Annotated in this window: 10 protein-coding genes; 2 read left to right on the forward strand and 8 right to left on the reverse strand. The window is 72.1% G+C overall.

Annotation, left to right across the window (positions count from 1 at the left end; all coding sequences use genetic code 11):
• Positions 1-48: 48 nt before the first annotated feature.
• Complete coding sequence (gene nucS, locus ACFXAE_RS09340) at positions 49-720, reverse strand: endonuclease NucS (protein WP_073932513.1); 672 nt, start codon at positions 718-720, stop codon at positions 49-51.
• 289 nt (positions 721-1,009) lie between these two features.
• Between nucS and ACFXAE_RS09345 the strand changes: the two genes are divergently transcribed.
• Entirely contained in the window at positions 1,010-1,402 is a 393-nt protein-coding gene (locus ACFXAE_RS09345; RefSeq protein WP_384710475.1) for an SCO5389 family protein, read from the forward strand.
• An 85-nt stretch (positions 1,403-1,487) separates the two neighbouring features.
• Here ACFXAE_RS09345 and ACFXAE_RS09350 read toward each other — a convergent pair whose 3' ends face one another.
• Positions 1,488-2,516, reverse strand: a complete 1,029-nt coding sequence (locus tag ACFXAE_RS09350; RefSeq protein WP_384710478.1) for an LLM class flavin-dependent oxidoreductase — start codon at positions 2,514-2,516, stop codon at positions 1,488-1,490.
• A 242-nt stretch (positions 2,517-2,758) separates the two neighbouring features.
• Between ACFXAE_RS09350 and ACFXAE_RS09355 the strand changes: the two genes are divergently transcribed.
• Positions 2,759-3,091 (forward strand): ATP/GTP-binding protein, encoded by a 333-nt coding sequence (locus tag ACFXAE_RS09355; protein ID WP_384710481.1) that lies wholly within the window; start codon positions 2,759-2,761, stop codon positions 3,089-3,091.
• Between the two features lie 6 nt (positions 3,092-3,097).
• Here ACFXAE_RS09355 and ACFXAE_RS09360 read toward each other — a convergent pair whose 3' ends face one another.
• From ACFXAE_RS09360 to scy, 6 genes are all read right to left on the reverse strand, one after another.
• Positions 3,098-3,970, reverse strand: a complete 873-nt coding sequence (locus ACFXAE_RS09360) for an ABC transporter permease subunit (RefSeq protein WP_384710484.1) — start codon at positions 3,968-3,970, stop codon at positions 3,098-3,100.
• The gene (locus ACFXAE_RS09365; protein ID WP_384710487.1) at positions 3,967-5,205 is read right to left on the reverse strand and encodes an ABC transporter ATP-binding protein; all 1,239 of its coding nucleotides are present in this window, start codon (positions 5,203-5,205) and stop codon (positions 3,967-3,969) included. Before ACFXAE_RS09365 ends, ACFXAE_RS09360 begins: the two co-directional genes overlap by 4 nt.
• A 120-nt stretch (positions 5,206-5,325) precedes the next feature.
• Positions 5,326-6,099, reverse strand: coding sequence for an ABC transporter permease (locus tag ACFXAE_RS09370; RefSeq protein ID WP_384710490.1), 774 nt, complete (start codon positions 6,097-6,099; stop codon positions 5,326-5,328).
• A gap of 2 nt (positions 6,100-6,101) precedes the next feature.
• The gene (locus ACFXAE_RS09375; protein ID WP_384710493.1) at positions 6,102-7,055 is read right to left on the reverse strand and encodes an ABC transporter ATP-binding protein; all 954 of its coding nucleotides are present in this window, start codon (positions 7,053-7,055) and stop codon (positions 6,102-6,104) included.
• Positions 7,056-7,129: 74 nt separating this feature from the next.
• The gene (locus ACFXAE_RS09380; protein WP_384710496.1) at positions 7,130-8,068 is read right to left on the reverse strand and encodes a cellulose-binding protein; all 939 of its coding nucleotides are present in this window, start codon (positions 8,066-8,068) and stop codon (positions 7,130-7,132) included.
• A 187-nt stretch (positions 8,069-8,255) separates the two neighbouring features.
• Positions 8,256-12,134 (reverse strand): polarized growth protein Scy, encoded by a 3,879-nt coding sequence (gene scy, locus ACFXAE_RS09385; RefSeq protein ID WP_384710499.1) that lies wholly within the window; start codon positions 12,132-12,134, stop codon positions 8,256-8,258.
• Positions 12,135-12,140 lie beyond the last annotated feature (6 nt).

The following is a 12,140-nucleotide window of genomic DNA, read 5'->3' on the forward strand; positions in this document are numbered from 1 at the left end:
GGGCCGGGTTCCCGACGGAACCCGGCCCTCGGTCCGTGCCGGCGCGGCTCAGAACAGCCGCAGCTTGTCGTCCTCGATGCCGCGCATCGCGTCGTAGTCGAGGACCTGGCAGCCGATGCCCCGGTCGGTCGCGAGGACCCGGGCCTGCGGCTTGATCTCCTGCGCGGCGAAGACGCCCCGCACCGGGGCGAGATGGGGATCGCGGTTCAGCAGCTCCAGATAGCGTGTGAGCTGCTCCACGCCGTCGATCTCGCCGCGCCGCTTGATCTCCACCGCGACGGTCCGCCCCTCGGCGTCCCGGCACAGGATGTCGACCGGGCCGATCGCCGTCATGTACTCGCGGCGGATGAGGGTGTAGCCCTCGCCGAGGATCTCGATGCGGTCGGCGAGCAGTTCCTGGAGGTGTGCTTCCACGCCGTCCTTGATCAGGCCGGGATCGACGCCCAGTTCGTGCGAGGAGTCGTGGAGGATCTCCTCCATCGTGATGATGAGCTTCTCGCCCGCCTTGTTGACGACGGTCCAGACGCCCTCCTCGTCCCCGGTGCCCTCCTTCAGCGTGCAGGGCGGCGACATCCAGTTCAGGGGCTTGTAGGCCCGGTCGTCGGCGTGGATCGAGACGCTGCCGTCCGCCTTGACCAGGATCAGACGGGGTGCCGACGGCAGGTGCGCGGTGAGCCGCCCGGCGTAGTCCACGGAGCAGCGGGCAATGACGAGACGCATGGTCGGCAACGCTACTCGACCGGCCCGCCCCGGCGCGATTCGTCGTCACACAGGACCCTCGAAGCCCACATGACGCGTCCTGAATCTCCAGGAAAACGCGTGTTTCGACGATGGCCGATTACCGGCCCACAGGAAGTCCCGCATCCGGGCATTCGCCTGGTGCCGTCACCGTCCGTTGCCTACGGTATTGAACGGGAGGTCGCGGACTGTGTACGCAGCGTGTCCGATATTGCGCACTCCCTTATCTGTCAGGCAACCCCTGATCGTTGGGGGTGCGAGAGGAGAACCCATGTCGCTCGACGTCTCACCGGCCCTACTCGAACAGGCCGAGCGAGGCGAGGTCGACGAAGCTGAATTCGTCGACTGCGTCCGGACCTCCCTGCCCTTCGCATGGGAGATGATCAGCTCCCTGGTGGCACAGCTGAAGGTGGACGGCGGAGCCTTCGCCGACAACCAGACGCCCCCGCCGGACGAGCAGGCACGCGGTCAGCTGCTGCGTGCGCTCGCGAGTGACGCGATACGCGGCGCGCTGCAACGCCACTTCGGTGTACGGCTGGCCTTCCAGAACTGCCACCGCGTGGCCGTGTTCCCGCTCGACTCCTCGGTCGACGAGAGGCTCGCCCGCTTCACCTCGGTGCGCGCTCAGCTGCTGAACCAGTCGCCGGAACTGCGCGACTGCTGACGCGCTCCGTCGTTCGCTTGCCGCTCCGTACGCGGGAGGTGCGGTGCTACCGGGGCGGCAAGCCTTCGTGGAACCCCCGGCTCGGTCAGCCGAGTTGGGGGAGGACCTCGGCTCCGAGCCGCCGTACGTTCTCCTCGGTCGCCGCCAGGTCGCCGGAGCCCTCGACGAGCAGGGCGAAGCGGGAGATGCCGGTCCGCTCGCTGGTCGCGGCGAGCCGGTCGGCGCACAGCCGCGGGGGGCCCACCGGGTGCAGTCCGCAGAGGAGTTCGGTGTACGCCAGCGGGTCGCGCATCCGGCGCTGCCGCCCGTCCACCGTGACATGGGCCTCAAGACCCTGTTTCAGCCAGCCGGGCATCGCCTTCATCAGGGTCTCCGCCGCGTCCGTGCGCCGGTCCGCGATCTGGCAGACACCGGCCGAGACATGGGCCGCGCGGTGGATCTCCCGGGCCGGCCGCCCGCAGGCGCGCGCGTGCTGCCGCCACAGGGCGGCCATCTCGGCCTTCTCCTCGTCCCCGATGTGCATGCCGAGCAGCATCGGCAGCCCGCGCTCGGCGGCCAGCCGTACGCTCGCCGGGGAGGTGCAGGCGACCACGACCTCCGGTCCCTCGGCCTCGTGCAGGGCCTCCGACGGGCGGGGGACGACGGGCACTTCGCGGAAGCGGAACCGCTCGCCGTCGGCCCCGACGGACGGTTCGCGCAGCCAGCGCACCAGCAGATCGAGTGATTCCGGGAAGCCCTTCTCGTACGCCTCGAGACCGGCCCCGAACACCTCCAGGTCGACCCACGGCCCGCCGCGCCCGAGGCCCAGCGAGAACCGGCCGCCGCTCGTGATGTGCAGCAGCGCGGCCTGTTCGCCGAGGGCCACGGGGTGGGTGGTGGGCAGCACGCTGACCGCCGTGCCGACCCGCAGCCGGCGGGTGCGGCCGAGCAGTAACGCGGCCAGGGTGACGGCCGACGGGCAGGTGCCGTAGGGCACGAAGTGGTGCTCGGCCAGCCAGACCGCGTCGAGCCCCGCCTCCTCGGCCACCTCGGCCGAGCGGACCGCGCGGTGCAGCGCCTCACCCTCGCCCTGCCCGGGGAACTGGGCGGCCAACACGAAACTTCCCACACGCATTGCTTTCCTGCTTCCTTGGCTCCGACGCGGAGCTCCCCACAGGGCATAACCGCCCGACACGTGCCGAGGACACGGCTGGGCGAGGGATTTTGCGGATTGTCTGCAGAATCGGCTGCTCGTGCGGGGGTGCCGCATCACCACGGAGGGGACTTGTGATGATTGGTGCCGTACGGATACCCCTGCGCGCGCCGCGTAGGCTGGAGGCGGCCCCCAGCATCCCGTACAGCCCCGTGAGGTGTCCTGTGTCCCCGCGTCGCAACCGACCCAAGGGAGCCGGTTCGTCCGGCCGGAGCGCCGAGGACGACCGCTCCGGCCGCTACGGCGGCTGGCAGTCGACGGAGAGCTGGCAGGACGAGGAGTGGAGCGTACGGCACGTGGCGGGCGCCAGTGCCCAGGGCAAGGCCTACCGGTGCCCCGGCTGCGACCAGTTGATCCCGGGCGGGGTGCCGCACGTGGTGGCCTGGCCGGAGCACTCGGGCGTCGACGAGCGCCGGCACTGGCACAGGGCGTGCTGGAACGCCAGGGACCGCCGCACCACGCGGGTGCGGCGGTCCCGTAACGCGCCGAAGTTCTGAACGCCGTCAGACGTCCCGCTTCTGCAGCAGGGTGAAGGCGCCGCCGAGCGCGGCGGCCGTGACGGCCAGCATGATCCACAGCGGGTCCCAGCCCGACGGACCGGACTCGCTCAGCGAGTTGGCGTAGAAGATGCTCATCTGGTTCGGGATGGAGTACTCGAACAGCGCCTGCTGCACGTCCGCCAGCGAGGACGAGAACATGAACAGCGCGATCACCAGCGGGGCGAGCACGGCACCGATCATGACGGTGATGGCGCCCGCCGAGTGCCGGATGATCGACCCGATCGCCAGCGACAGCGTGCCGAGCAGCGCCACGTACAGCGAGACGCCGACCGTGCCCTTCAGCCACTCCTCGCCGGTGGGCTCCTTGGCGTTGTACCCCTCCAGCAGCGCCACGTGCAGGAAACCGATCAGCGTCGCGCACACCAGGGTCACCACGAAGGCGAGCAGGAAGAACACCGCGGTCTTCGCCAGGAGCACCCGTCCGCGCGAGGGACAGGCGACCATCGTGGTGCGGATCATGCCGGTGCCGTACTCCGACGCCGTGGTCAGCACGCCCAGCGTGATGAGGCACATGCTGCCGAGCAGCAGCCCGAAGAAGCCGAGGGACAGCGGGCTCTCGCCGCCCATGTCGGGGTCGGCGTTCGAGACCACCAGGCCGGTCAGCAGGCCGACGCCGACCACGAGCAGCACGAACACGCCCAGCGTCCACATGGTCGAGCGCACGGACTTGATCTTCGTCCACTCGGAGGCGAGCGCGTGCCCGAGGTGCGTACGGACCACGGGGATCGGCGAGGTGTAGTTGGGGTACGGGGAATCGGACACCGCCTGCCAGTCGGGTGCGGCGGCCTGCGGCATCGGGGGCGGGGGCGTGCTCATCGGGCGTCCTCGGGCTTGGTCAGGTCGGCGGCGGGAGCGGTCGGGGCTGCGGCGGGCGCCGCCGCCGGAGCCGGGCCGGGCGGCGCCTGGGGCGCCTGCGGGGCGGGCTGCGCGTACGGGTTGGGCGCGGGGGCTCCCGGGGCGCTGTAGGGGCCCGCGGGGGCCTGCACGGGCGCGCCCTGCGGCGCGGCGAAGGGCTGCTGCCCGCCCTGCTGGGGCGGCGGCGGGGCGTACCAGCCGGGCTGGCCCTGTCCCGGAACCGGCACCGGCGGCTGCGCGCCGGGCGGCAGCGGCTGCTGGAGCCCGGCCTTCTGGTCGGTGGTCGAGCGGTAGTCGACGGCGCCCTGCGTCATCCGCATGTACGCCTCCTCCAGCGAGGCCTGGTGCGGCGACAGCTCCCACAGCCGTACGTCGGCCTCGTGGGCGATGTCGCTGATGCGCGGCAGCGCCAGTCCCGTCACCCGCAGCGCGCCGTCCTGCTCGGGCAGCACGTGGCCGCCGGCCTCGGTGATCGCGGAGGAGAGCTTCTCGCGCTGCTGCGGCTCGGTGTCGGGGGTGCGCACGCGCGCGAAGTCGGCGGAGTTGGCGGAGATGAAGTCCGTGACGCTCATGTCGGCGAGCAGCTGCCCGCGCCCGATGACGATGAGGTGGTCGGCGGTCAGCGCCATCTCGCTCATCAGGTGCGAGGAGACGAACACCGTACGGCCCTCGGCGGCCAGCGCCTTCATCAGGTTGCGCACCCAGTGGATGCCCTCGGGGTCGAGGCCGTTGACCGGCTCGTCGAACAGCAGCACCTGGGGGTCGCCGAGCAGCGCGGCGGCGATGCCGAGCCGCTGGCCCATGCCCAGCGAGAAGTCCTTGGACCGCCTGCGCGCCACGTCGTGCAGGCCCACCACGCCCAGCACCTCGTCCACCCGCCGGGCCGGGATGCCCGACAGCTGGGCCAGGCTCAGCAGGTGGCTGCGGGCGGACCGGCCGCCGTGCACCGCCTTCGCGTCCAGCAGCGCGCCGACCTGACGGGGGGCGTTGGGCAGGTCGCGGTACGGGTAGCCGCCGATCGTGACCCGTCCCGCGGTGGGGTTGTCCAGACCGAGGATCATCCGCATCGTCGTCGACTTGCCCGAGCCGTTGGGGCCCAGGAACCCGGTGACGGCGCCGGGACGCACCTGGAAGGAGAGGTTGTACACAGCGGTCTTGTCGCCGTACCGCTTGGTCAGGCCGACTGCCTCGATCATGCTCCGCACCCATCGAAAGGTTCAGGACAGCGGGGCACACGCCCCCGTAAGGGTTAGGAGCTTATCGAGGCGCTGACGGTTCCGCTCAAGCCGAGGTAAAAACCGGTCCCGCGCGGTCACTCACTGCGCGTCGCGCCTCTTCAGCAGGACATAGCCGCCGACGACCGCCGCGAGCACCCACAGCGCCATGATCCCGAGGCCGCCCCAGGGCCCGTACGGGGTGTCGTCGTCGAGGGGCTGCACCACCTGCATGATCCTGCTGCCCGCCTGGTCGGGCAGGAACCGGCCGACCTTCTCCGTGGCGTCGACGTTGCCGAGGATGTTGGAGATGAGGAAGAAGAACGGCATCAGGATGCCCAGCGACAGCATGGGGGAGCGCAGCATCGCGGCGACGCCCATCGAGAACAGCGCGATCAGCGTCATGTAGAGGCCGCCGCCGATGACCGCCCGCAGCACCCCGTCGTCCCCGATCGACGCCTTGTGCTCGCCGAGCATCGCCTGGCCCAGGAAGAACGTGGCGAAGCTCGTCGCCATGGAGACGGCCAGGGCGAGCGCGGTGGCGACCGCCAGCTTGCTCAGCAGGAACGTGCCGCGCCGGGGGACGGCCGCCAGCGAGGCGCGGATCATGCTGGTGCTGTACTCGTTCGACACCACCAGCACCCCGAACACGATCATCGCGAGCTGGCCGAGGCTCATCCCGGCGAAGCTGATGAACGTCGGGTCGAAGGAGAGCCGGTCCCGTGCGCCCATGGTCTCGAACTCGTTCTTCGACAGTGCCGAGATCAGCATGCCGAGCGCGATGGTGACGACCACCGCCAGGGAGAGCGTCCACACGGTGGACGCCACCGACCGGATCTTGGTCCACTCGGACCGGACGACCTGCGCTGCCGCCATGCTCAGCCCTTCTTCCAGCCGTCGCCCCACTGCCGCGGGGGCGCGGGGGCGTCGGTGTGCGCGTGGTACTCCACCGACTCCGCGGTCAACCGCATGAACGCCTCCTCCAGGGAGGCCTGCTGCGGGCTCAGCTCGTGCAGCACCAGCTGGTGCCGGGCCGCCAGCTCCCCGATGTACTCGGCCTTGGAGCCGTCCACCTCCAGCGCCCCGTCGCCGCTCTCCACGGCGGTGACCCCGGCCTGGCGCAGTACGTCGAGCAGCCGCTCGCGCTGCGGGCCGCGAACCCGGACGTACGAACGGGAGTTGTGCTCGATGAACTCGGCCATGGAGGTGTCGGCGAGCAGCCGGCCCTGGCCGATGACGACGAGGTGGTCGGCGGTCAGCGCCATCTCGCTCATCAGGTGGGAGGAGACGAAGACCGTACGGCCCTGGGCGGCGAGCGATTTCATCAGCGTGCGGATCCAGTGGATGCCCTCGGGGTCGAGCCCGTTGACCGGCTCGTCGAACATCAGGATCCGCGGGTCGCCGAGCAGCGCGGCGGCGATGCCGAGCCGCTGGCCCATGCCGAGCGAGAACCCCTTGGCCTTCTTCCGCGCCACCGCCGTCAGCCCGACCGCGTCCAGCACCTCGTGCACCCGCCGCTGCGGGAGGCCGTTGCTCTGCGCCAGGCACAGCAGATGGTGGTAGGCGCTGCGGCCCGGATGCACGCCCTTGGCCTCCAGCAGGGCGCCGATGCACGTCAGCGGGTCCTTGAGCCGGTCGTAGTGCGTGCCGTCGATCCGCACGTCCCCGGCGGTCGGGTGGTCCAGGCCGAGGATCATCCGCATGGTGGTCGACTTGCCGGCGCCGTTCGGACCGAGGAAGCCCGTGACGATGCCCGGTCTGACGGTGAAGGTCAGATCCTTGACCGCGACCTTCTCGCCGTACCGCTTGGTCAGCCCCTCGAGCTCGATCATGCGGCCACGCTAGAACGGGACAAAGCCCTCTGCCACCTCAGTGGCAGAGGGCTTCGCCGATACGCCGGTCGCCGTTACCGGGACTGCTGGGCCGGGACCCCGCGGGAGATCGGCTCGTCCTCCGTGGCGGGCGCACTGGTCGCGGCCACCGCGGCACCGGTGAGCGTGGCGAGCATCTCGCGGACGTTCGTCAGCTGGGCGTTGATCGAGTCGCGGCGGTTGGTCAGCGCCGCCAGCTCGCGCTCGGATTCCGAACGGATCCGGTCGGCCTTGGCGTTGGCGTCGGCCACGATGTCCTCCGCCTGACGCTGGGCCGTCTCCACCGTCTGGCGGGCGCGGCGCTCGGCGTCGGTGCGCAGCTTCTCGGCCTCCAGGCGGAGCTGCTCCGCGCGGTGCTCGATCTCCGCGAGGCGCTTCTCGGCCTTCTGCTGCCGCGACGCCAGGTCGCGCTCGGACTGCTCGCGGCGCTTGGCGAGGTTCGTCTCGAAGTCGGCGGCGGCCTGCGCGGCCTTGGCGCGGGTCTCCTCGAAGAGGGCGTCCGCCTCCTCCCGCTTGGACTGCGCGTCCTTCTGCGCCTCGGAACGCAGCTGGGACGCGTCGCCCTGGGCCTTCTCGACGATCCGGGCGCCCTCGTCCTCCGCCTTCGACTTGCGCTCGGCGGCGTACGACTCGGCGTCGTTGCGCACCTGCTGGGCGGCCGACTCGGCGAGCTCGCGGTGCTGCTCCGCCGCGCGCCGGGCCTCCTCGCGCAGGTCCTTCGCCTCCTCCTCGGCGAGGCGGAGGATCTTCTCCACGCGCGCGCCGAGACCCGCGTACGACGGCTCGGCGTCGTTGACCTGGGCCTGGGCGTTCTGCGTCTCGAGGTGGAGCTCTTCGATGCGCTTTTCCAGAGCGGTGATGCGGGCGAGAGCGCTGTCACGGTCGGAGACGAGCTTGGAGATACGTTCGTCCACCTGAGCGCGGTCGTACCCACGCCGCACAAGCTCGAAGCCGTAGGGGGAAGTGTCGCTCATGGGGTTCCTGTCGAATGAGACCGGTGAGGTGATAGATGGAATCCTAGGGGCCGAAGCGCTGTGTCATCGAGCGGATGCACGTTTGATACGGAGAATGACACCCCTTTTGAGTGGCTCGCCGTCGGAAGGCTTGCCAATGTCATGGTCAAAGCCCTCACCGTACAGGGGATTTCATCCGCTTTGGCGGCTATTCCGATGACTTGCCACTCGTACGGGTAGCGCCGGCCGCGGCCCCCGCCTTGACCCCGCTGTCCTTGGCGCCCCCCGGCGCCTCGAAGGACTCCAGCGCCTCCAGCACGTCCTGCACGCGGGAGATCTCGGCGTTGATGTCCTCGCGGCGCCGCACCAGCACCTCCAGCTCGCGCTTGCCCTCCTCGACCGTGCGCCGTGCCTCCCGGACCGCCTCGGCCTTCAGCTCCTCGGCCTCCTTCACCAGGCTGGCCTTCTTCTGCTCCGCCTCCTTCAGCAGGGCCTCGGCCTTCTTCACGGCGGCGATCCGCACCTTGCCGGCCTCGGAGTTGGCCTCGGAGACGATCTCCTTGGCCTTCGCCTCCGCCTTGGCGAGCTGCTCCTCGGCGGCCTTGATGAGCGCGTCGCAGCGGTCGCCCGTCGACCTCATCGTCTCCGCCGCCTCACGGCGGGCCCGCTCGTGCAGTTCCTCGATCTCACTCGTGATCCGGTCGCGCAGCTCCTCCGCGCGCTCCCTGATCTGCGTCGCGTCCCGGCGCGCGCCGACCAGCAGCTCGTCCGCGTCCGTACGGGACTTCTCCACCCGGGTGTTGCCCTCGACGGTCGCCTCGGAGACGATCCGCTCGGCCTCGCTGCGGGCCGCGCCGACCATCGTGTCCGCCTGCGCCTCGGCGTCCGCCGTCGTCTTCAGCGCCTGCTGCTGCGCCTCGGTGAGCAGCTTGTCCGCCTCGGCGGTGGTCTCCGTGATGAGCGTGTCCACCTGCTCGGCCGCCTCGGAACGCCGCTTGTTGGCGTCCTTGCGGGCCTCGTCCAGCGTCCGCTCCGCCTCCCCGCGCGCGGCGGACACCATCCGCTCGGCCTCCGACTCCGCGTCGGCCTTGACCCGCTCGGACTCCCGGCGGATCCGCTCCGCGTGCGCCTGCGCCGACCCGACCGTCTCCGCGGCCTCGGCCCGCAGCCGCTCCGCGTCCCCGGTGGCGTCCGAGATCAGCTTCTCCGCCTTGGACACCGACTCCGACCGCACCCGCTCGGCCTCGGCGACCGTCTCCGTGCGCAGCCGGTCGGTCTCCGCGATCGTCTCGTCGGTGAGCCGCTCGGCCTCGCTGCGGGCCTCGGTGATGAGGGTGTCCGCCTGCGTCGCCGCGTCCGAACGGATCCGGTTGGCGTCCTCACGGGCGTCCGCCCGGGTGCGCGCCGCGGCCTGTTCCGCCTCGGCGATCGCGTCCGACGCCTCCGTACGCACCCGCTGGGCGTACTCGGACACGTCCGTACGGATCCGGTCGGCCTCCGTGATGGCCTCGGACACCGTCCGTTCGGCCAGCGCCTTCGCGGCCTCCGTCTCCTCCCGCGCCTCGTGCCGCAGCCGGCCCGCGTCCTCACTCGCCCGCTCCCGCTCCGCGTAGGCGTCGGCGCGGACCCGGTCCGCCTCCTCCTCGGCCTCGCGACGGGTGCGCTCCGCCACGTGCTCGGCGGCGCTGCGCAGCCCGGCGATCTCCTCCTGGGCCTGCTCGTGCAGCCCCGCGACGGAGTCCCGTACCTGCTGGGCGTGGAGCTCGGCCGCCGACACCATCTCGGTGGCGCGCCGGTCGGCCTCCTCGACCAGCCGTACGGCCTCGGCCTGCGCCTCCTCCACACGGGTGCGCGCCGACGCCAGCAGCTCCTCGCTCTGCTCGCGGGCCCGCTCGCGCTCCTGGCCGGCCTCCTGCCGGGCCGCACCGAGGAGTTCCTCGGCCTCGCGGCGCCGCCGGGCGGCCTCCTCCTGCGCGGCGGCCAGCGTCTCCGACGCCTCCGCGGAGATCCGCTCGGCGGCGGCCTGCGCCTCCGCGCGCATCCGGTCGGCGCTGTCCTGCGCCTCCGACTTCAGCCGCTCCGCCTCGGCCGCGGCCTCCGACCGCAGCCGTACGGCGACGGACTCGCCCTCCGCGCGGGACGCCGACGCGTCCGCGGCGGCCTCGTCCCGCAGCCGCTCGGCCTCCGTCTCCGCCTGCTGCCGCAGCGTACGGATCCGCTCGGCGGCCTCCGCGCGCAGCCGCTCGGTCTCCTCGGACGCCTCCCGGCGGATCCGGGCGGCCTCCTCACGCGCGTCGCTCAGCGCCTGCTCGGCGGCGGCGAGCCGCTCCTCGGCCTCCGTGTGCAGCCGCGTCAGCTCCCCGGCGGCCTCCGCGCGGCGGGCCTCCACCGCCCGCTCGGTCTCCTCGCGCAGCTCCCGCGCGGCCCGCTCGGCGTCCTCCTTGAGCGCGTCGGCCTGCTCGACGACCTCCGCGCGGTGCCGCTCGGCCTCCTGGCGGGTGCGCTCCAGCGTCTCCTCGGCCTGCCGGCGCAGCGTCGTGGCGCGCTCGATGGCCTCGGTGCGGACCTTCTCACTGTCCGTCTGCGCGATGGAGCGCAGTTCGTCGGCGTCCGCCTTCGCCTTGGCGAGCAGCTCCTCGGCGGACTTCGCCGCCTCCTCGATCTGCGCCACGGCCTCCTTGCGGGCCTCCGCGCGGATCCTCTCGCCCTCGGCGACCGCGTCGGCGCGCAGCTGCTCGGCCTCGCCGCGCAGCCGGCGGGCCTCCTCCTGCAGCTCGACCGTCTTGGCGCGGTACTCCTTGGTGTCGTCCTTCGCCGCACCCTTGAGCTGCTCGGAGATGTCGTGCGCCTCGGCGCGCAGCCGGTCCGCCTCGGCCTCGGCCTCCCGGCGGATCCGCTCCGCCTCCTCGGTCGCCGCCCTGGTGGTCCGCTTGGCCTCCTCCGACGCCTTGTTGAGCACGTCCTCTGCGGTCCTGGCCGCCTTGGACAGCTGCGTCGCGGACTCCTCCGCGGTGATCGTGCGGGCCTTCTCGGCGGCCTCGGCGACGATCTTCTCGGCCTCCGCGCGGGCGTCCGCGACCAACTGCTCGGCGTCCGCCTTGGTGGACTCCGCCTCCTTGGTGGCCTCGCTGACCAGCCGCGCCACCTGCTCCTTGGCGGTCCGCGTACGGGTCTCGTTGGCGGACTCGGCGGAGGCGAGCGCCTTCGCGGCGGACTCCTTCGCCTCGGCGAGCACCTTCTCCGCCTCGGCACGGGCCTCGCGCAGCGCGGACTCCGCCTGCGACATCCGCTCCTCGGCCGACCTGCTGAGCTCCTGTGCCCGACGGCGCGCGGACTCCGACTCGGTGGCCGTGGACGTCCGCAGCTGCTCGGCGTGGTCGGTGGCCTCCTGGGCCTGTGTGGAGGCGGCGTTCAGCAGCCGCTCGGCGTCCGCGCGGGCCCGGCGCAGGATCTGCTCGGCCTCCGCGCGGGCCGCCTCGGCGTCGCTCTGCAGCCGCTGGCGGGCCTCGGCGGTCAGCCGCTCGGCCTCCGCCCGGGCGGCCGCCAGGGCCTGCTCGGACTCGGCCCGGGACTCGTCCAGCAGCCGGCGGGCCTGCTGCTCGGTGCGGGCGCGCAACTGCTCCGCCCACGCCACGTTCTCGTTGACGTGCGACTCGACGGTCTGCCGGCGCTCCGCCAGCTCCTGGTCGAGCTGCTGGCGCCGCGTCACCGCCTCCTGGTGCAGCTCCGCCTGGAGCCGGGCCGCCTGCTCCGCGTGCTCCTGGAGGATCCGCTGGGTCTGCGCCCGCGCCTGGCTCAGCTCCCGCTCGGCGTCCGCGCGGAGCTGGTCGGCCTGCAGCTGCGCGTTGCGCAGCAACTGCTCGGCCTGGTAGCCGATGTCGCCGCCGTCGTACGCGGGCCGGGACATGATGGTGCGCCGCGCCTCGTGCAGCTTGGCGCGCAGCACCTCGACCTGGTAGCCGAGGTCATCGGCGTGCTGGATCGCCTTTTCCCGCTCGGTCTTCAGCCGCTTCATCTCGGCTTCGAACCGAGAGAGGTGGTCGACGTCAGCCGCCGGCTCTCGCTCCTGGCTCTCGTAGCCCCGCACTGCGCG

It is taken from the genome of Streptomyces sp. NPDC059454, from assembly GCF_042749965.1.
In the GTDB taxonomy this organism is placed as follows: domain Bacteria; phylum Actinomycetota; class Actinomycetes; order Streptomycetales; family Streptomycetaceae; genus Streptomyces.